We start from the raw sequence: 19003 nt of genomic DNA, 5'->3' as shown, positions 1-19003 counted from the left end.
GCCCTTGAGCTCGTCGTTCAGTTCCAGCGGCTCGGGATCGTTCGGGAACGTGTCCTCGAGGGTGGAGCCGTCCTTGCCGTTGAACGCCACAATCGAAATGTCGGCGATCTGGTTGGCCTTGACCCGGTCGCCACTGCCCCGCCACAATCGAAATGTCGGCGATTCCTTGACGGTCGGCAGTCCGGCCGGCGGGGTGACGGCGTCGCCTTCGGGCTTGTCCAGGACCGGCGGTGCGTCCTTGGCTGAGAGCACCTTGACGATCAGGAGCTGCGTCGGCTTGGCCTCGGCACCCTCGGCTGCGGCCTGGCCGGGAACGGCGAGGGCGAGGTGCGAGCCGATCTTGGCGCCCACGAACGCGTTGTAGATGACGGGGCTGCTGCCCTTGAGCTCGTCGTTCAGTTCCAGCGGCTCGGGATCGTTCGGGAACGTGTCCTCGAGGGTGGAGCCGTCCTTGCCGTTGAACGCCACAATCGAAATGTCGGCGATCTGGTTGGCCTTGACCCGGTCGCCACTGCCCTCGGTGACCACCTTGACAGTGGGTTCCTTGACGTCGAGCGGCTTGGTGAAGTCGACACCGGGAGCCTTCTTGTCACCGTTCTCAGTCAATTTGACCGAGTCCAGCTTGGCGGTCTCACCGGCGGACTGGCTGGTGGGTTCCGGAGCCGGAGGCGCTTCGTTGCCGCCGCAGGCGGTCAGCAGCAGCAGTCCGGGAAGAAGAATTGCTAGTAGTCGGCGCAATTGGAAACTTTCGTCGAGGCAGGGTGGACTCAGTGCCGTTCGGTTTCCCGTGGCAAAGAAAGCGGCGGCCGCAGGGCGGCCCTACCCCAGAATAACGTGCGAAGCTGGGTATCAGCCCATCGAGTCCAGCAGCGCATCCACCCGGTCGTCCACGCTCCGGAAGGGATCCTTGCACAGGATGGTCTGGTGGGCGCGGTCGTTCAGCTTCAGATGGACCCAGTCCACGGTGTAGTCGCGGCCGAGTTCCTGGGCGCGCCGGACGAAGTCGCCGCGGAGTTTGGCGCGCGTGGTTTGCGGCGGGGCATCCACCGCGTCCTTGACCGCGGTGTCGTCCACCACCCGGCGCACGGCCCCGCGGGCCTGGAGCAGGTAGAAGAGCCCGCGGCCACGGGAAATGTCGTGGTAGGTCAGGTCCAGCTGCGCAATCCTGGGAGCGTCAAGGCCCAGCCCGTGCCGTTCCCGGTAGTTGTCCATGAGCTTTTTCTTGATGGCCCAGTCCACTTCGGTATCGATCGTGCTCGTGTCGCCGCTTTCGATGGCGTCCAGCGTGCGCTCCCAGAGGTCCAGGATCAGCGGCACGTGGGGGTTGTGCGCGCCGTGTTCGGCCACGAACGCGGTCACCTTGCCCAGGTATTCGCGCTGGATTTCCAGGGCCGTGAGCTGCCGGCCGTTGGCGAGCCGGACCAGTGCCCGGCCGCTGAGGTCGTGGGAGATTTCCCGGATGCTGCGGATCGGGTTCTCCATCCGCATGTCGCGCATGATCACCCCGGCCTCGATCATCCGCAGGATCAGGTCCACCGTGCCGATTTTGAGCAGCGCCGTCGTTTCGGACATGTTGGAGTCGCCCACGATCACGTGCAGGCGCCGGTAGAACTCGGCGTCCGCGTGCGGCTCGTCCCGGGTGTTGATGATGGGCCTGGAGCGGGTGGTGGCGGAGGAGACGCCTTCCCAGATGTGGTCGGCCCGCTGGGAGAACGCGAAGGTCGCCCCGTGCGGGGTCTTGAGGATCTTGCCGGCCCCGGCGATCAGCTGGCGGGTCACGAGGAACGGGATGAGGATTTCCGCGAGCCGGGAAAATTCCCCGCGCCGCGGGATGAGGTAGTTTTCGTGGCTGCCGTAGGAGTTCCCGGCCGAATCCGTGTTGTTCTTGAACAGGTATACGGTGCCGTTGAATCCCTCCGCCGCCAGCCGTTCCTGGGCTTCGTCCACGAGGTCGCAGAGGATCAGTTCCCCGGCACGGTCATGGGCGATCAGCTGGGCGAGGTCGTCGCACTCGGCGGTGGCGTATTCCGGGTGCGACCCGACGTCCAGGTAAAGGCGCGAGCCGTTGGTCAGGAAGACGTTGGAGGACCGTCCCCAGCTGACCACCTTGCGGAAGAGGTAGCGGGCTACTTCCTCCGGTGCCAGCGGCCGGGACTCCGGGCTTGAATATGAAATTCCGAATTCGGTTTCGATGCCGAATATGCGCTTGTCCATCTCACTTCTCCTCAGCCAGCAATGCCACGATGTCCGGGTCCTCAAGCCGGCGGAACGCCCGGCGGGTGCCGCGGCCGCTTTCCGATCCCCGGTCCAGTACCGCAACTTCCAGTGCGGATACGGGCAGGGTGGTGGTTTCCTTGTCCGCCACGAGCCCGGCGAGGGCCAGCCGGATGGCGCCCGCGAAGTCGAGTTCGCCCTGCCAGCCCGCCGCGACAGCCTCGGAGACCTTGTCCGCCTGGCCGCCCATCACAATAAAGCCGTGCTCGTCGGCGATGGACCCGTCAAAGGTCAGCCGGTACAGATGGTCCGCCTCCTGGGCCTGACCGACTTCGGCCACGGCCAGTTCGACCTCGAAGGGTTTCTGTTCGGCCGTAAACACCGCGCCGAGGCTCTGTGCGTAAACGCTGGCGAGGCCGCGGGCCGTGACGTCCTCGCGGTCGTAGGAATAGCCCCGGACATCGGCATACCGCACCCCGGCTTGCCGCAGGCTCTCAAACTCGTTGTACTTCCCGACGGCCGCGAACGCGATTTTGTCGTAGATCTCGCCGATCTTGTGCAGGGACGGGGACGCGTTCTCCGCCACGAGGGCAATCCCGTCCCGGCAACTGATGACCACCACCGAACGTCCACGGGCGATGCCCTTCCGTGCGAAGTCCGCACGGTCCTTCATCAGTTGTTCGGGAGATACATAGAACTGCTGGGTCATCTCAGGCCTCCCGCTGGGCGACAGTGCGGGATTCGATGACGCGGCCGGCCACGGCGGCAAGGTCGCGGTCCGGTACCCGGAAGGCACCTGTCCGGTTCACGATGTACACCACCGGCCATAGCTGCCGGACGGGGTCCGGGCCGCCCGTGGCGGAGTCGTCGTCGGCGGCGTCGTACAGGGCCTCGACGGCGACCGCCACGGCGTCCTGCTCCGAGAGGCCGGGACGCCAGAGTTTCTTCAGCGCGCCGCGGGCGAACATCGAGCCTGATCCCACCGCGTGGTGCTCCTGTTCCTCGTAGCGGCCGCCCGTGACGTCGTAGGAGAAGAGCCGGCCGAAACCTGCGGGCCGGTCGAATCCTGCGAACAGGGGCACGACGGCGAGGCCCTGCATGGCCATGGGCAGGTTGCCGCGGACCATGGCGCCGAGCCGGTTCGCCTTGCCGTCCAGGCTCAGGAGCGTGCCCTCGATCTTCTCGTAGTGTTCAAGTTCAACCTGGAACAGCCTGGTGATGTCCAGGGCGATGCCGGCGGTCCCGGCAATGCCCAGCACTGAATACTGGTCGGCGGGAAAGACCTTCTCGATGTGCCGGCTCGCGATCACGTTGCCCATGGTGGCGCGGCGGTCCCCGGCCATCAGCACTCCCCCGGCATAGGTCATCGCCACAATCGTCGTCCCGTGCGGGGCCTGCAGCGGTGCTCCCGGCTGGCCGGCGTGCCCGCCGGCAGGCAACTGGTTGAAAGGCACTTGGCCGAAGGGCATCAAATCGGGCCGTTCGCGCTGCAGATGCTCGGTGAATGAGGACGTCGCGTTGGCTGCTACTCGGTTGGCTGTTGTTTCCTGCACTAACGCTCTCCCTCAACGTGGTGGATCAACGACTCTTCCGGCCCTTAGCCCCTCCCGCCGCCCTCATCCGGCGGCCGGCGGCGCTCCTACTGGCCGCCCTTTTGGACGAATGCGCGCACGAATTCCTCGGCGTTGGACTCCAGCACGCCGTCGATCTCATCGAGGAGATCATCGACGCCCTGGGTGGCTGCCGACGCCTGGGCGTCCGCCGGGGCCGGCGGCGCGGCGGGGACGTCCTCGTCAACCTCGGTGTCCCGCGACTGCGGCTGCTGCTGCTCCTGGCCTGCCATTGTTTTCTCCTTCATGTCCGTCCCTTTTCTCCTAAGGGACATCCTGTAGCAATAGTGCCACGCCCGGGGCGCCCGCGGGGGGCTTTGTTTTCAGGAACCGGGGCTGAGCCCGAGCAGTTCCGCCAGGAACGTCCCGGCCTCCCGGTGCCGGGCAAACAGGCCGCCGGTGAGGGCTTCGGTCCCGCGCAGCGGCTCGCGGGTAGGGACCCGCTGGAGCCTGCCGCGGCCGGGGACATCGAAGATCACCGAGTCCCAGCTGGCCCCCGCGAGGTCTGCACCGAACCTGCTGACGCRGCGCCCGCGGAAGTACGCCCGCGTGTCCGACGGCGGTTCGGTCACGGCACGGGCAATCGCGGCGTCGTCGACGATTCGGTGCATCCGGTCGCGCGCCAGCAGCCGGTAGTAGAGCCCTTTTTCGGGGCGGATGTCGGCCCACTGCAGATCCACGAGGCCCAGCCGTGCGTTGTCCCAGCCCAGGCCGTCACGCTGGCGGTAGCCCTCGAGCAGGGACAGTTTGGCGAGCCACTCGACTGACGATGCGGCCGCCGCCCGGTCACCGCCGAGTTCGCTCAGCGTGGCGGACCACCGCTCCAGGACCTCGTGGGTGTGGCCGTCACCGTCCACGGCGTCCGCGACGCCGGTGTCCTGCGCGTGCTTGGAGGCGGCCTCGAAATAGATCCACTGGAGGTCCAGGGCGCTGATCCGCCGGCCGTCGCCCAGGCGCAGCAACCCGGTGAGCGAGGTGTCGTGGCTGACGGCCTGCAGCGCGGCGACGGGCTCATGGACTTCGATCCGCGGCGCCAGCCCGGCCTCGATCAGGCTCAGGACCATCGCGGTGGTGCCGAACTTGAGGAAGTTGGAGGCCTGGCTGAGGTTGGCGTCGCCGATGATGACGTGCAGCCTGCGGTATTTGTCCGCGGTGGCGTGGGGCTCGTCCCGGGTGTTGATGATGGGGCGGCGGATGGTGGTTTCCAGGCCCACTTCGGTTTCGAAGAAGTCAGCGCGCTGGCTGATCTGGTAGCCGGCCCGGGCGCTGTCCTGCCCGAGGCCCACCCGTCCGGCACCGCACATGATCTGCCGGGTGACGAAAAACGGCGTGAGGCCGCGCACGATTTCGCCGAACGGCACCGAGCGGGGCATCAGGTAGTTCTCGTGCGAGCCGTAGGAGACCGACTTGTTGTCCGTGTTGTTCTTGTACAGGTTGATGGGCGGCAGTTCGGGATCCGCAGCGAGGCGCCGGACCGCGGCCAGTGCCACGAGGTCGCCGGCGGCGTCCCACGTGACGGCGGCGCGGGGGTTGGTCACCTCGGGGCTGGAATACTCCGGGTGGGCGTGGTCCACGTACAACCGTGCGCCGTTGCCCAGCACCATGTTCATCAGCAGCGTGCCGGACTCGTCCTCGCCGTCGGCCTCGAGTTCCTGCCGCCCGTAGGCGAGGGCGATCGCCTCGGCGTCGAGGACGGGAGGCTGGTCGGTGAGTTGTTCCGGGTCCGCGCTGCTGCGCTCCAAGGTCCAGCCGCGGGCGTCGTGCAGCGGTTCCTCGTCCGTGTAGTCCCACCGGGTCTCGGCGCCGCCGGCGGCCCGCTGCCGGGTCACCTGCGCGTACGCCTGAATGACCCGGGCTGACATCATCGTGGCGTTGGCTCCCGGGGCCGAGGGCGCGTGGATGCCGTATTCGGTCTCCGATCCCATGACCCGCATCGCCCCGCCGACCGGCAGCCCGCCCGCGGTGTCGGCGGGCTTGCCGGGGACAACAGCCGTCACAGGTACTGGCCTGTGCTGGGCATCGTCTCGATGGACTTCCCGGGCTCCTGGCCGGCCTTGCCCTGGACGATGGTGCGGATGTACGTGATGCGCTCGCCCTTCTTGCCGGAGATGCGTGCCCAATCGTCCGGGTTGGTGGTGTTGGGCATGTCCTCGTGTTCACGGAACTCGTCCACGACCGCCCGGAGCAGGTGGTCGATCCGCAGGCCCTTCTGGCCGATGGTCAACAGGTCCTTGATGGCGTACTTCTTGGCCCGGTCCACGACGTTCTGCACCACGGCGCCGGAGTTGAAGTCCTTGAAGTAGAGCATTTCGGTGTCGCCGTTGGCGTAGGTGACCTCGAGGTATTCGTTGGACTTCTCCGTGGAGTACATCGCCTCGACGGTGCGTTGGACCATGGCGTCCACGGTCGCCTGCACGTCGCCGTTGTGCTCGCCGAGGTCGGACTCGTGGAACGGCAGGTCCGTGGTGATGTACTTGTTGAAGATGTCGGCCGCGGCCTCGGCGTCGGGGCGCTGGATCTTCACCTTCACGTCCAGGCGGCCCGGGCGCAGGATCGCCGGATCGATCATGTCTTCCCGGTTCGAGGCGCCGATCACGATCACGTTGTCCAGCCGTTCGACGCCGTCGATCTCGCTGAGGAGCTGCGGGACGATGGTGGTTTCGACGTCGGAGGAAATGCCGGTGCCACGGGTGCGGAACAGCGAGTCCATTTCGTCGAAGAACACCACCACCGGGCTGCCCTCGGACGCCTTTTCCCGGGCGCGCGCGAAGATCAGGCGGATGTGGCGTTCGGTCTCGCCGACGTACTTATCGAGCAGCTCGGGTCCCTTGATGTTCAGGAAGTAGCTCTTCATGTCCGTCTTGCCGGCGCGCTCGGCGGCCCGGGCGGCCAGCGAGTTGGCCACGGCCTTGGCGATCAGGGTCTTGCCGCAGCCGGGCGGGCCGTACAGCAGGATGCCCTTGGGCGCCTTCAGCCCGTGCTCCCGGTACAGGTCCGGGTGCAGGAAGGGCAGTTCGACGGCGTCGCGGATCTGTTCGATCTGCGGCCCCAGTCCGCCGATGTCCTGGTAGGTGATGTCCGGGACTTCCTCGAGCACGAGGTTCTCCACTTCCGAGCGCGGGATCTTTTCCAGCGCGTACCCGGTCCGGGAATCAATCGAGAGCGCGTCGCCGACCCGGAGCCGCTGGGCGAGCAGGGCACCGGAGAGCCGGATGACCCGCTCCTCGTCGGCGCGGCCCACCACCAGCGCACGGTCAGGCCCCAGCATTTCCTTGAGCGTGACGAGGTCCCCGGCCCGCTCGTAGCCGAGTCCGGCGACCACCATCAGGGCCTCGTTGAGCAGGACTTCCTGCCCGACGGCGAGCTGGCTGATGTTGACCAGCGGGCTGATCCCAACCCGCATCTTGCGGCCGGCGTTGAAGATATCCACGGATTCCTCCGTGGCCGCCTGGCCGCTGTTCCCGGCCGTCGGCTGCCGTTTGGGGTTGAGCTGGAGGATGGTGCCGAAGCTGTACGGCGGCTGTCCCTCCTGGTCGAGGGCGTTTTTCAGCCGAAGGATCTCGGCCTTGGCCGTTTCCAGCATGCTGACCAGTTTGGAGTTGTTCTGCGTCGCGGCGGCGAGCTGGCGGTCAATGTGGCGGAGCTTGTCCCGGAGGATGTTGACCTGCCGCTCGGCGACGGACAGTTCATTGGCGGCATACCGGTCACCCTCGCCGGCTGCGGCGCGGGCCGCATCCATGCGGGCGGCAGCATCCGCTGCGTCCCCGGCCGGTGTGCGGCCCGGGTCAGTATTCGGAGTCTCCATCGTGCATCAGCCCCTTCCTGCTCTTCTGTTAAGACCATAGCCCTAAGAAGGCGGGTGCCGCTGGAGACATCCGAAATATGCTGCCTAGTTCGTTATCTCCGGGGCGTCGACGACGTTCGTTCCGGCGATTGCGTCGCGGGCGGCGCGGCGCAGCTTTTTGTCCGAGACCGCACGCTCGCCCACAGCGCCCGGGGTCCAGGCGTTGACGTCTTCTTCGTTAAAGTCGGTCTTGGAGGGGCGGCGCTTTACCGAAATGCCCGTGACGCCGTCGGCGAGGCGGCGGGTTACCAGCAGGAAACCCGTGTGGGCGACCATGCGGTGGTCCGGGCGGACGGCCAGGCCTTCGAGATGCCAGCCGCGGACCATGGATTCCCACGCGTCGGGTTCGGTGAAGCGTCCGTCCGCGCGGATGGCTTCGGCTGTCCGCGAAAGCTGCGTCACAGTCGCGACATAATTGATCCACACGCCGCCGGGGGCCAGGACGGTGGCGACGGCGTCGAGGCATTCCCACGGCGCGAGCATGTCCAGGACCACGCGGTCCACGGAGCCGGGTTCCTCGGTGCGCACCACTTCCTCCTGGAAGTCGCCAAGGGAGATCTTCCAGGCCGGGTGCGGTCCGCCGAAGATGGTCTCGACGTTGCCGCGGGCGATGTCCGCGAACTCCTGGCGGCGTTCGAAGGAATGCAGGTAGCCGTTGTCCCCCACCGCGCGCAGCAGGGAGATGGACAGGGCGCCCGAGCCGACACCGGCTTCGACGACGCGTGCGCCCGGGAAGATGTCCGCCATGGTCACGATCTGGCCGGCGTCCTTGGGGTAGACGACGGCCGCGCCGCGGGGCATCGAGAGCACGAAGTCCGAGAGCAGCGGACGCAGCGTCTGGTACTGCTGTCCGACGTTGTTGACCACCACTGAGCCGTCGGGCTTGCCGATGATCTCGTCATGGTTCAGGAAGCCCCGGTGGGTGTGGAAGGCCCCGCCGACTTCGAGGGTGATCGTGTTCATGCGGCCGCGCTCGTCCGTGAGCTGGACGCGTTCGCCTTCGCGGAAGGGTCCGCGGCGGCGCGCGGCGCCGGTGGCACCATTAGCGCTGGCGGCAGTGCTGCCCCCGGCGGCGGGAGTGTCGGTGCCTGCGGCGGCGGTGGTGTTGGCAGTGTTAGTGCCTGCGGCGGTGTCGCTGCTCATGAAGATGTTCCTCGCTCCTGTAAAGCTGTGTGGCCGCGGACATGCCGGCGGGCACCGGTCTTTGCGCGTGGGGGCCGGAAATTCACGACCGCCCAGTAACTCTACCGGTTCTGCCCCTGGTTCTGGCGTTCGTTCCGGTACTTGCCCGTTATGGCCCGGACGACGGCGGACTGGCGCAGCAGCCCGGTGACGGCGCCCTCGCGGTTCACCACCGCGTACTCCTGGCCTTCGAGCTGGGCCAGGTACTGGACGAGCTCCTGGCCCTTGGACCATTCCGGGACATAGGCGCCCGCGCCAAGGGGGTAGGAGACCGCGGTCAGGGCGGTCGCTGCGGCCAGTCCGGCAGGCACACTGGCTGCGGCGCCGGCGTCGACGATGGCCACGGGACGGCCGTCCCGGTCGCACAGCACCACGGCGGGCTTTCCTGCCGGCGCCCGGTCCAGGAGGTCCGCGACCGTCGCGGTTTCCGGAAGGCCGAGGGCGGGTTCGGCGAGGGCCGCGGCGTCGACGAGGTGCAGCCGGCCCCGCAGGCGGGCCTGCTGGATCGCGGCCGACGCCCCCATCCACAGGAAGCTGCCCACCAGGGCGGTGATGAGGGTGAAGGAAATATCCGGACGTGCGCCGCTGACCAGCGGCAGGACTATGAACCACAGGGCGAGGGCGATCACGATGATCCGGCCCGCCCAGCCTGCCGCAATTGTGCCCTTCTCCTGGCTGCCGGTGGCTTTCCACACGGCGGATTCGACCAGCCGGCCGCCGTCCAGAGGAAGGCCGGGAAGGACGTTGAAGATGCCGATCAGCAGGTTGGCCCAGACGAAGATGTTGGCCAGGATGTCGGCCACGCCGTTCAGGTTGCCGTAGGCAAGCGGGAGCCAGCCTGCGCCGGCAAGGACGAAGTTCGCGGCCGGGCCGGCCATCGCCACCAGGACGGAGCGGCCGGGTGAGGCCGTGAAGCTCTGGAACTGGGTGTGGCCGCCCCAGAGGTTGAGGACAATTTTCTCCGTGGGCCAGTGGAACAGCTTCGCGGTCAGCGCGTGCGCGAGTTCATGGGCCAGCACGGAAATCAGGAGCAGCAGCGCGTAGGCGAAGGCGACGAAGAAAGCGGTGACGCCGAGGCGCGGATTGTTGCTCTGCAGGACCGGCCCGTAGGCGATCACCGTGAAGGCCGCGATGATGAACCAGGAATACGCCAGAAATACCGGAATGCCGGCGATCCGGCCCAGCGGGATCCCTTCCCGGCGGTTAGCGGGAGTCTTGCCGGGTTGCCCCTGGCTGCCGGTGTCAGCCACGGGCGTGGCCCGCGGTCGAGAGTGTGGTCGAGACCGTAGTCGAGACCGTGCTTAAGTGGCCGGTTGGGTCCGCGGCGGCGCCGAAGGTAGCGTCCGGGAAGGCGTGCCGCAGGGCCACGAGCTCCTCCAGGTCAGTGACTGTCCTGCCCTCCAGGGTGTTCCAGGTGGCGCGGCGGGGATCGTGCGGGAGGGGCAGGATGTGCGGGATGGCGACCGTGACGACGCCGGAGGCCACGGCGGCGGCGACACCCGGCACGGAATCTTCCAGGGCCACGCAGTGGTGCAGGCCGAGCTCGGGATCCTGCTGCTGCAGTAGCTCAACGGCCGTGAGGTAAGCCTCCGGGTGCGGCTTGCCCTGGGTCACAGTGTCTCCCGTGACGAGGAACTCGAAGTAGGGCGCGGGCAGGCTCGCAACGATCTCCCGGGCCAGCGGGGCCTCGGACATGGTGACCAGGGCGCAACGGACGCCGGCGTTGTAGAGTTCGTCGAGCAGTTCGCGGGCCCCGGGCCGCCAGGGAATGGAGCTCCGGACCTGGCTGATCACGTGGCCCGTGAGGGTGTCGATGATCTCGCGCCGTTCCAGGGCCACGCCGGCTTCCTGCAGGATTCCCGCGGAAAACATCAGGGACTGTCCCACGAGCTGCATGGCCTGTTCGTGGGACCATTGTCCGCCGTGGGCTTCGACGAGTGCGTGTTCGGCTGCGATCCAGTAGGGCTCGGTGTCGACAATGGTGCCATCCATGTCCCAGAGCGCTGCTTTAAGGAGGGGCCGGGAAGCTGAGGATCGCATGCCTTCCAGTCTACGGGGAAGCCCGCGGCCGGGCGCCCGCGCTACGCCTACGGCGAATTCCGCGCGCCTGACCCTGGGATTTCGGGCGGAAATTGCGGTTCCTTGGCGCGCGATTGCCTGCGCGCGGCGGGTTCTTGGACGTAGGGTGATGGCATGAACAGCTTCGAGGCAGACCCCACCGAACCAGGCGCCGTCTCCGAGCCGGAGCGGCTGCTGCAGCCAGTCCCCGAGGGCCGGCGYATCACCGTCATGCTCGCGGCCTTCGAAGGCTGGAACGACGCCGGAGAGGCCGCCAGCGATGCCCTGCGCTACCTGAACAAGCTCTGGGGCGGCAAGAAGGTCGGGGCGATCGACGCCGACGAGTACTACGACTTCCAGTTCACCCGGCCCACGATCCGGCGGACAGCGGCCGGTGAGCGGAAGATCAAGTGGCCGTCCACGCGGATCTTCAAGGCCAGCGTCCCCGACTCGAATGTGGACGCCATCTTCGTCCAGGGCACCGAGCCGTCCTACAAGTGGCGTGCCTACACCGCCGAACTGCTGGTACATGCCGAGGCGCTGCATGTCGACTACGTCATCCTGGTCGGTGCGCTGCTGGCTGACGTGCCGCACAGCCGGCCCATTCCGGTCAGCACCTCCACGGACGACGCCGCCCTGCGTGAGCGGATGGACCTGGAGGCCTCGCAGTACGAGGGCCCGGTAGGGATTGTGGGCGTGCTCGGCGAGGTGGCCCTGCTGGCCGGGCTCCCGACCGTGTCGCTCTGGGCGGCCGTGCCGCACTATGTAGCCCAGGCCCCGTCGCCGAAGGCGCAGCTGGCCCTGCTGCACCGGGTCGAAGAGCTGCTCCAGGTCCCGCTGGACACCACGGAACTCGTGGAGGAGGCCGACGCGTGGGAACGCGGCGTGGACGAGCTCGCTACAGAGGATCCGGAAATTGCGGCGTATGTGCGCCAGCTGGAGGAGGCCAAGGACACCGCCGACCTTCCAGAGGCCAGCGGTGAATCGATAGCCCGCGAATTTGAGCGCTACCTCAAGCGCCGGGGCAAGGACAAGCCCTAGCCCGCGTCCCGCGTTTCCCTCCCCCTTCCCCCTCCCACCTTTCCCGCGCACTTCCCCTATGGGGGTCTTCCCCCGGACCAGAGTCTTATGACCCTGCCGGCGGCCGCCTGTCGCGGCGAGAGTTGGACCTGGCCGCGACGCCGGCCAACACCGAGTGGAGGGCACACCATGACAGATCACAACTACATCTTGTTCGTGTCGTCGTACGCCGACGAGGGCTCGGCGGCAGAGGATTTCAAGGCGATCAAGGGCTTGGACGACGCGGCCGTCGCGGCTGCCGTCGTCCTGTCGCGTGACTCCTCGGGCAAGACCGAGGTCAAGGAGCACGGCGGCGGACTGGTCGCCGGGGGCACCAAGGCCGGCGCAGTCGGCGGGCTGGTGGTCGGACTGTTCGCTCCGCCACTGCTGCTGTCCGGCGTGATCGGGGCCGGGATCGGCGCCGGTGTGGGTGCCATCAGGAAGCGGCACGAGGAGAAGTCCATCGGCGTCAACGCGGAGGAGTTTCTGCCGCCGGGCTCCTCGGCGATCGTTGCCATCGTCGATGACCTCTACCTCGACCGCGTCGACAAGGCGATCAGCAAGGCCACCAAGAAGGTCAGCAAGGCTGTCGACAGTGGTGACTACGACGCCGTCGTCAAAGCCGTGAACGAGGGCGACGAGAAGATCATCGAAGCCGCTTCGTCCTGACCGGCCGACGCAGCCACCGTGGAGACGGCCGCTGGGTTTTGGGATCTTCCTCCGGGCCGACCGAAAACCGGTTAGAGTTCGACGCCGAGCAGGGCGTTGACGGCGTCGCTCACCAGCGCGGCGTCCGTGGCCGAGGCCTCCCCCGGGGCTGCCAGGGCGGCCTTGGCCCAGGCGTCGACGGCGGCGAGTGCGCCGGGCGCGTTCAGGTCGTTGGCCAGTTCGGTCCGCAGCCTGCCAAGCAGGGCCGCGGCGGAGCCTTCCGGCGCCACGGCGAGGGCCTCGCGCCAGGTGCGGAGCCGGTCTTTGGCCTCGGCGAATCCGGCGGCGGTCCAGGACCAGTCCGTGCGGTAGTGGTGGGCCAGGATCGCGAGGCGGATCGCGGCAGGTTCTTCCCCGTCAGCCCGGAGCCTGGAAACCAGGACAAGATTGCCCTTGGACTTGCTCATCTTCTCCCCGTCGAGGCCCACCATGCCCGCGTGCGCGAAGTGGCGGGCCAGCGGCACGCCCGCCAGCGAGTACGCGTGGCCGGCGCCCATTTCGTGGTGCGGGAAAATAAGGTCCGAGCCGCCGCCCTGAACGGTAAACGGCTTGGGCAGGTACTCCTGGGCGATCACGGTGCATTCGACGTGCCAGCCGGGCCGGCCCTCCCCCAGCTCGCCACCGGGCCAGCTGGGCTCGCCCTCGCGGGCAACCCGCCAGAGCAGCGGATCCAGCGCCTGGCGCTTCCCGGCCCGGCCAGGGTCGCCGCCGCGTTCGGCGAAGAGTTCCAGCATTTCGGCGTCGGAGAGTCCGGAAATGGATCCCAGGGTCCAGGCGTCGACGTCGTCCGTCGAGTGCTTCCCGGCGGCTTCGACGTCGTAGTAGACGTCGCCGTCGGGCTCGCCGCCGGTGCCGGGGACGCGGTACGCGAGTCCGTTGCGCAGCAGGCGCTCGATGGCGGGAACGATCAGGGGAACGGCCTCGACGGCACCGATGTAGTGGTCCGGGGCGAGGACGTTCAGGGCCTCCATGTCGGTCTGGAAGAGCTCGATTTGGCTCGCGGCGAGGTCGCGCCAGTCGACGCCTGTGGCCGTGGCGCGCTCCAGGAGGGGATCGTCGACGTCGGTCACGTTCTGGACGTAGGCGACGTGCTGGCCGCCGTCCCGCCACGCGCGGTTGAGGAGGTCGAAGGCGACATAGCTGGCCGCGTGACCCATGTGCGTGGCGTCATAGGGGGTGATGCCGCAGACATACATGGACTGCTCACCTGTGGCCTCCAGGGTCACAATTCCGCCCTTGGCGGTATCGAAGAGGCTCAGGGCGGGCATGCTGCCGGGGAGCTGGGCAACAGGGCGGGAGGTCCAGGATTTCACAGACCAAGCCTAGTGCTAGGCACTGATGACATTGAAACCGAGCAGCAGGAACAGGGACATTCCCAGGATGATCCGGTACCAGACGAAGAGCCGGTAGCCGCGGGTGGAGACGTATTTCAGGAACCAGCCAATGATGACGTAACCCACAATGAAGGCGATCGCGGTGGCCAGGGCAGTTTCCGGGAGACCGTACGGGCCGGTGATGCCTTCCTTGGAGACCACCTTGTACAGCTGGTACAGGCCGCTGCCGAAAACGGCAGGGATTGCCAGCAGGAAGGAGTAGCGGGCTGCCGCCTCACGGGTGTAACCCATCAGGAGCCCGGCGCTGATCGTCCCGCCGGAGCGGGACACGCCGGGGAAAAGGGCCAGGGCCTGCGCCAGTCCGTAATAGAGCCCATGTTTGTAGGTCAGCTGCGTCAGTTCACGGTCCTGCCGGCCGATGGTGTCGGCTACCGCGAGGACCATGCCGAAGATAATCAGCATGGTCGCGACGCCCCACAGGCTTCGGAGTACCGATTCGATCTGGTCCTGGAACAGCAGGCCCAGGACGATGATCGGGATGCTGCCCAGGATCACCAGCCAGCCCATGCGCGCATCCGGGTCCTGCCGGGACACTTTGCCGGTCAGCGAACCGGCCCAGGCACGGATGATCCGCAGGATGTCGCGCCAGAAATAGACGATCACCGCGGTCTCGGTGCCCAGCTGCGTGATGGCCGTGAAGGCGGCGCCGGGATCGGACGCTTCCGGGAGGAAGGCGCCGACAATCCGCAGATGGGCGCTCGAGGAAATCGGGAGGAACTCGGTCAGCCCCTGTACCAGGCCCAACAGAGCCGCTTGTATCCAGTTCACGTTTATAGACCCTACGTTACGAAGCAGCCCGACCCCGTAAGCTAGCTGACATGCAGCAGCGTTATGTCGGCAACAGTGGGTTGCGCGTGTCCGCCCTATCCCTCGGCACCATGTCCTGGGCCAGGGAAACCGAGGAACAGGATGCCGCCGCCCTGGTGCGCTCCTTCGTCGATGCCGGCGGAACCCTGATCGATACGGCGGCGTCCTACGCCGACGGGCAGGCCGAGGCGATGCTCGGCGGAATACTGGGCGACGTCGTGGCGCGCTCCGAAGTCGTGATCTCCACGAAGGCCGGACTGACGACGGCGGACGGTCGCCGCAGCGTCGACACGTCCCGCAACGGCATGCTCTCCGGGCTGGACGCGAGCCTGGCCCGGATGGGAACCGATTACGTGGATCTCTGGTTCGCGCACGCCTGGGATCCGAATGTTCCGCTGGAGGAAACCCTGTCAGCGCTGGACCACGCGGTGCGGTCCGGCCGGGCGCGTTACGCCGGTGTCTCCAATTTCAACGGCTGGCAGACGGCAAAGGCCGCCGCAATCGCGGGCTTCCCCCTCGTGGCCAACCAGTCCGAATACTCGCTCCTGCAGCGCAACGCGGAGATTGAGCTCATTCCGGCCATCGAGGACGCGGGGCTGGGCCTGATGGCCTGGGCTCCGATGGGACGCGGCGTCCTGAGCGGCAAATACCGCGGCCACATCCCGGCTGATTCCCGGGCCGCCAACCAGCGGTTGGCGACGTACGTGGAACCCTATCTCGAGGGACCGGCGTCCAGCGTGGTGGAAGCCGTCGCCATGGCGGCGAAGGGGCTGGGCCGGACTGCCCTGGATGTGTCGCTGAGCTGGCTGTTGTCCCAACAGGGGGTGGCAACCGCCGTCGTCGGCCCCCGGACACCGGTTCAGCTCAAGGAGATCCTGGATTCGGCGCTCGCGCCGCTGCCGCCGGAGATCGCGCAGGCGCTCGAAGACGTGTCCGACCCCGGCTGAGGCCGCGGAGATCCGCAGGTCCCCCTAATTCTCCGAATTCTCGAGGATCTCGAGGTCCTCTTCGTCGTCGACATCGTCTTCGTCGCCGTCTTCGTCGCCGTCGATCACTTCGAGCGGCGTCACTTCCCCATACGCCTCATACAGGGCGTCGTCGTAGACTTCAAAGGCATCGGCAACGGCGAAGAACGCCGCCTCGACCGCGGGATCCCCGTCACTTCTGCGGGCGGAGGCCGCCGCCAGGTGTTCTTCCAGTGCAGAGGTCAGGGACTGAAGCGCGACACGCGGATCGATGCTCATGACTTCACGTTAGTCGGAAAAAGACGAAAATGGAGAGCAATGAAAGAACATTTTCTGAGCAGCTCGGTCCGGCGGGAACGGGACTATGTCAAGCAGTACGAGTACCTCGTTCTGACGGTCGGTCCTGAGGATTCGCTCCCCGAGGCCCGCCGCCGGCTCGTGGAGCATTCCGAGTACGGCAAATGGGAACTGGAACGCAGCCGCCTCTACGTGGGCGGCGGGCGGCGTTTCTGGCTGCGCCGGAAAGTCATCCAGGTCCAGCGCACCGTCTAGGCCGCACACGGATCCCGGCCGCGCACCGGCCGGGACCGGCAGCAGCGAACGCCACGGGGAGTCCTGGGCCCTCTAGGGTGTCTCCAGCGGGCCCAGCCAGGCGTTCGCCACGGTATTGTGCGCCGACTCGTCATCTGATGGGTGGAACATGCCGGCGAGCACGTCCCGGTACAGCCGCTCCAGCTCGGAGCCGCGGAAGTAGCTGGAGCCGCCGGATACCCGGATGGCGAGGTCCACCACGGTGCGCGCCGTCTCCGTGGCCCGGACCTTGAGCCCCACGAGCTGGGGGAACCATTGGCTGCCGTGGTCCGCGAGGGCGTCGACGTCGGCCGCCACGGAGGACAGCTGCGGATAGAGCGCATCCATGGCCATCGCCGCCTCCGCCACCTTCCAGCGGATGTCCGGGTCCTGGGCGTAGCTGCGGCCGCCGTTCTTGAACGATGTCCGGCGCTGCACCGCTTCCACCCCGAGCGTGAGGGCCCGTTCGCCGATTCCGGTGTACACCGCGGCGAGGAGGGTCTCGAAGCAGGCGAAGATCGCGAAGATCAGTGGGTCGGCGTTCGGGCCCACCGGCAGTTTCCGGAAAATCCGTTCGGCCGGGACGACGGCGCCCTCCAGGAGGGTCGTGTTGGACTGGCTGGCCCGCATGCCGAGCGTGTCCCAGTCGGGCAAAATCTCGTAGCCGGGGGTTTCCCGGGTGATGAACCCGTGGACCAGTTCCCCGGCGCCGTCCGCGGCATTGGCGTCCTTCCCGAAGATGCCCAGTCGGGTCCACGCCGGTGACAGGCTGGTGAAGATCTTGCGGCCCGTGAAGCTGTAGCCGCCGTCGTGCAGCGGGACGGCCTCCGTGCGGGAATCGAACAGCACGGAGTCGTTGCCTGCCTCCGAATTGCCGAAGGCGAAGACCTCACCCTGTGCCGCCTCCTGGAGGATGAAATCCAGCGAGGAGTCACCCCGGGCGGCAAGGACGTGGGCGACGCCGGTCCACACCAGGTGCATGTTGACGGCCAGCGCCGTGGCCGGCGCCGCGGTCGCCAGCCGGCGTTGCAGCTGCGCCGCTTCCGCAAGGCCGAGTCCGAGTCCACCGTCGATCACCGGGACGAAAATTTTCAGGTAGCCGGCCGCCGTGAGATCCGCGAGGTCCTCGTGGAAGAAGGCGTTGTCGCGGTCGTAGCCGGCGGCGCGGCCGCGGATCCGTTCCAGCAGCGGGCCACTCAGGATGTCCTCGGGCGTCATGGCAGGCGGTGTCCGCTCAGTAGTTGGTGAGCAGGGTGTCCAGCACCCGTGCGCCGAATTTCAGGGAATCCGCCGGGACCCGTTCGTCGACGCCGTGGAACATGCCGGTGAAGTCGAGCTCGTCCGGCAGCATCAACGGGGCGAAGCCATAGCCGGTGATGCCGAGCCGGCTCAGGGACTTGTTGTCGGTCCCGCCGGAGAGCGTGTACGGCAGCACCTTGGCGCCCGGATCCTCGGAATGCAGGGCGTCGATCATCGAATCGACGAGGTTGCCGGCGAACGGCACCTCCAGCGAGACATCGTTGTGCACGTAGCTGATGTCCACTCCGGTGCCGGCGAGTTCGCGCACGATTTCCAGCACCTGCTGTTCCTGCCCGGGCAGGGTCCGGCAGTCGATGAGGGCCTCTGCCGATTCCGGAATGACGTTGTGCTTGTAGCCGCCTTTGAGCAGGGTGGGGTTGGTGGTGTTCTGCAGTGTGGCGCCGACAAAGCGGGCCACCGTGCCGAGTTCCTTGAGGATCTTCTCCGGATCGTCGGGATCGAATTCGACCCCGGTGAGTTCGGTGACGCCGTCGAGGAACTGCCGCGTGGTCGGCGTGAGCTCGATCGGCCAGTTGTAGGCACCAATCCGGGATACCGCGCCGGCAAGCCTGGTCACGGCGTTGTCGGTGTTGATCTGGGAGCCGTGGCCCGCGCGGCCGTGGGCCACCAGGCGGAGCCAGGAGAGGCCCTTTTCCGCCGTCTGGAGCAGATAGGTGCGCTGGCCGCCGATGGTGGCGGAGAAGCCGCCGACTTCGGAGATCGCCTCCGTGGCGCCCTCAAAGAGTTCGGGCCGCTTCTCGACGGCGTAGCGGGCGCCGTAGGTGCCGCCGGCTTCCTCGTCGGCGAAGAACGCGAAGATGAGGTCGCGCTTGGGTTTGCGTCCCGTGCGGGCGAAGTTGCGCAGCACGGACAGGATCATGGCGTCCATGTCCTTCATGTCCACGGCGCCGCGTCCCCAGATCAGGCCGTCCTTCAGTTCGGCGCCGAAGGGGTCAACCGACCACTGTTCGCGCAGGGCCGGGACGACGTCCAGATGGCCGTGGACCACCAGGGCGCTGGCGGAGGGGTCCTCCCCCGCCAGCCGGGTGACCACGCTGGCGCGGCCGGGGGCTGCTTCGAAAATTTCGGCGTCCAGCCCGACTTCGGCCATGAGCCCGGCGGTGTATTCGGCGGCCGCGCGTTCACCGGGGCCGGAGCCGTCGCCGTAGTTGGACGTGTCGATCCGGATCAGCTCCTGGCAGATCCTGACGACCTCATCCTCTGGCCTGGTTTCGGTCCGGTTGTCAGTCATAGCGGCTCCTCGTGGCGGGTGGCTCAATTGCTTGCTTCAGC

Annotated in this window: 19 protein-coding genes; 4 read left to right on the top strand and 15 right to left on the bottom strand. The window is 67.4% G+C overall.

The window, feature by feature from the left end:
* From AC1D1A_RS15100 to AC1D1A_RS15055, 10 genes are all read right to left on the bottom strand, one after another.
* Window positions 1-738: FKBP-type peptidyl-prolyl cis-trans isomerase (locus AC1D1A_RS15100; RefSeq protein ID WP_476948054.1), on the bottom strand; the 738-nt coding region annotated here is incomplete at its 3' end.
* Window positions 739-849: 111 nt separating this feature from the next.
* A complete protein-coding gene (gene pafA / locus AC1D1A_RS15095; RefSeq protein WP_026538699.1) occupies window positions 850-2214 on the bottom strand; it encodes a Pup--protein ligase in 1365 nt (454 codons plus the stop codon).
* A 1-nt stretch (window position 2215) separates the two neighbouring features.
* Entirely contained in the window at window positions 2216-2923 is a 708-nt protein-coding gene (prcA, locus tag AC1D1A_RS15090) for a proteasome subunit alpha (RefSeq protein WP_028275580.1), read from the bottom strand.
* Window position 2924: 1 nt separating this feature from the next.
* Entirely contained in the window at window positions 2925-3767 is an 843-nt protein-coding gene (gene prcB, locus AC1D1A_RS15085) for a proteasome subunit beta (protein WP_028275579.1), read from the bottom strand.
* 86 nt (window positions 3768-3853) lie between these two features.
* A complete protein-coding gene (locus AC1D1A_RS15080) occupies window positions 3854-4057 on the bottom strand; it encodes a ubiquitin-like protein Pup (RefSeq protein ID WP_026266331.1) in 204 nt (67 codons plus the stop codon).
* Window positions 4058-4147: 90 nt separating this feature from the next.
* The gene (gene dop / locus AC1D1A_RS15075; protein ID WP_476948053.1) at window positions 4148-5821 is read right to left on the bottom strand and encodes a depupylase/deamidase Dop; all 1674 of its coding nucleotides are present in this window, start codon (window positions 5819-5821) and stop codon (window positions 4148-4150) included.
* Window positions 5818-7563 carry a proteasome ATPase gene (gene arc / locus AC1D1A_RS15070; RefSeq protein ID WP_476948058.1) on the bottom strand — a complete coding sequence of 582 codons (1746 nt, stop codon included), beginning with the start codon at window positions 7561-7563 and terminating at the stop codon, window positions 5818-5820. Before arc ends, dop begins: the two co-directional genes overlap by 4 nt.
* Before the next feature lie 150 nt (window positions 7564-7713).
* A complete protein-coding gene (locus AC1D1A_RS15065) occupies window positions 7714-8811 on the bottom strand; it encodes a tRNA (adenine-N1)-methyltransferase (protein ID WP_476886552.1) in 1098 nt (365 codons plus the stop codon).
* A gap of 101 nt (window positions 8812-8912) precedes the next feature.
* Window positions 8913-10100, bottom strand: a complete 1188-nt coding sequence (locus tag AC1D1A_RS15060) for a site-2 protease family protein (protein ID WP_223916369.1) — start codon at window positions 10098-10100, stop codon at window positions 8913-8915.
* Window positions 10093-10890 carry an HAD family hydrolase gene (locus tag AC1D1A_RS15055; protein WP_476948052.1) on the bottom strand — a complete coding sequence of 266 codons (798 nt, stop codon included), beginning with the start codon at window positions 10888-10890 and terminating at the stop codon, window positions 10093-10095. The genes AC1D1A_RS15060 and AC1D1A_RS15055 overlap by 8 nt, the downstream gene beginning before the upstream one ends.
* A 153-nt stretch (window positions 10891-11043) precedes the next feature.
* On the opposite strand from AC1D1A_RS15055, the gene AC1D1A_RS15050 reads away from it, so the two are divergent.
* Complete coding sequence (locus tag AC1D1A_RS15050; protein WP_476850918.1) at window positions 11044-11949, top strand: PAC2 family protein; 906 nt, start codon at window positions 11044-11046, stop codon at window positions 11947-11949.
* A gap of 168 nt (window positions 11950-12117) precedes the next feature.
* Entirely contained in the window at window positions 12118-12636 is a 519-nt protein-coding gene (locus AC1D1A_RS15045; protein WP_476931012.1) for a DUF1269 domain-containing protein, read from the top strand.
* A gap of 71 nt (window positions 12637-12707) precedes the next feature.
* Here AC1D1A_RS15045 and mshC read toward each other — a convergent pair whose 3' ends face one another.
* Complete coding sequence (mshC, locus tag AC1D1A_RS15040) at window positions 12708-13988, bottom strand: cysteine--1-D-myo-inosityl 2-amino-2-deoxy-alpha-D-glucopyranoside ligase (protein ID WP_476858563.1); 1281 nt, start codon at window positions 13986-13988, stop codon at window positions 12708-12710.
* Between the two features lie 15 nt (window positions 13989-14003).
* Window positions 14004-14837, bottom strand: coding sequence for an undecaprenyl-diphosphate phosphatase (locus AC1D1A_RS15035; RefSeq protein WP_476948051.1), 834 nt, complete (start codon window positions 14835-14837; stop codon window positions 14004-14006).
* Between the two features lie 50 nt (window positions 14838-14887).
* Here AC1D1A_RS15035 and AC1D1A_RS15030 point away from each other — a divergent pair, with 50 nt between their 5' ends.
* Window positions 14888-15823: an aldo/keto reductase gene (locus AC1D1A_RS15030; RefSeq protein WP_223916377.1), complete on the top strand. Its 936-nt coding sequence runs from the start codon at window positions 14888-14890 to the stop codon at window positions 15821-15823.
* Between the two features lie 24 nt (window positions 15824-15847).
* Here the strand turns inward: AC1D1A_RS15030 and AC1D1A_RS15025 are convergent, their stop codons facing one another.
* Window positions 15848-16120 (bottom strand): hypothetical protein, encoded by a 273-nt coding sequence (locus AC1D1A_RS15025; protein WP_223916379.1) that lies wholly within the window; start codon window positions 16118-16120, stop codon window positions 15848-15850.
* Between the two features lie 39 nt (window positions 16121-16159).
* Here AC1D1A_RS15025 and AC1D1A_RS15020 point away from each other — a divergent pair, with 39 nt between their 5' ends.
* Entirely contained in the window at window positions 16160-16393 is a 234-nt protein-coding gene (locus AC1D1A_RS15020; protein ID WP_018772920.1) for a DUF5703 family protein, read from the top strand.
* 72 nt (window positions 16394-16465) lie between these two features.
* On the opposite strand, the gene AC1D1A_RS15015 is transcribed toward AC1D1A_RS15020, so the two are convergent.
* On the bottom strand, window positions 16466-17629 hold the full coding sequence (locus tag AC1D1A_RS15015) for an acyl-CoA dehydrogenase family protein (RefSeq protein ID WP_476948050.1): 1164 nt from the start codon (window positions 17627-17629) through the stop codon (window positions 16466-16468).
* A gap of 16 nt (window positions 17630-17645) precedes the next feature.
* The gene (locus AC1D1A_RS15010; protein WP_028275570.1) at window positions 17646-18962 is read right to left on the bottom strand and encodes a M20/M25/M40 family metallo-hydrolase; all 1317 of its coding nucleotides are present in this window, start codon (window positions 18960-18962) and stop codon (window positions 17646-17648) included.
* Window positions 18963-19003: the final 41 nt, after the last annotated feature.

The sequence above is a fragment of the Arthrobacter sp. P1_B9 genome, from assembly GCF_056406495.1.
Note: the sequence above shows the minus strand (reverse complement) of the source record. Positions and strands in the feature narration are given on the sequence as shown.

Bases quoted from the DNA above. Each gene is read 5' to 3' on its own strand.
- pafA (WP_026538699.1), bottom strand. From the start codon at position 2,214: ATGGACAAGCGCATATTCGGCATCGAAACCGAATTCGGAATTTCATAT.
- prcA (WP_028275580.1), bottom strand. From the start codon at position 2,923: ATGACCCAGCAGTTCTATGTATCTCCCGAACAACTGATGAAGGACCGT.
- AC1D1A_RS15080 (WP_026266331.1), bottom strand. From the start codon at position 4,057: ATGGCAGGCCAGGAGCAGCAGCAGCCGCAGTCGCGGGACACCGAGGTT.
- arc (WP_476948058.1), bottom strand. From the start codon at position 7,563: ATGGATGCGGCCCGCGCCGCAGCCGGCGAGGGTGACCGGTATGCCGCC.
- AC1D1A_RS15065 (WP_476886552.1), bottom strand. From the start codon at position 8,811: ATGAGCAGCGACACCGCCGCAGGCACTAACACTGCCAACACCACCGCC.
- AC1D1A_RS15055 (WP_476948052.1), bottom strand. From the start codon at position 10,890: ATGCGATCCTCAGCTTCCCGGCCCCTCCTTAAAGCAGCGCTCTGGGAC.
- AC1D1A_RS15045 (WP_476931012.1), top strand. From the start codon at position 12,118: ATGACAGATCACAACTACATCTTGTTCGTGTCGTCGTACGCCGACGAG.
- AC1D1A_RS15030 (WP_223916377.1), top strand. From the start codon at position 14,888: ATGCAGCAGCGTTATGTCGGCAACAGTGGGTTGCGCGTGTCCGCCCTA.
- AC1D1A_RS15025 (WP_223916379.1), bottom strand. From the start codon at position 16,120: ATGAGCATCGATCCGCGTGTCGCGCTTCAGTCCCTGACCTCTGCACTG.
- AC1D1A_RS15020 (WP_018772920.1), top strand. From the start codon at position 16,160: ATGAAAGAACATTTTCTGAGCAGCTCGGTCCGGCGGGAACGGGACTAT.
- AC1D1A_RS15015 (WP_476948050.1), bottom strand. From the start codon at position 17,629: ATGACGCCCGAGGACATCCTGAGTGGCCCGCTGCTGGAACGGATCCGC.
- AC1D1A_RS15010 (WP_028275570.1), bottom strand. From the start codon at position 18,962: ATGACTGACAACCGGACCGAAACCAGGCCAGAGGATGAGGTCGTCAGG.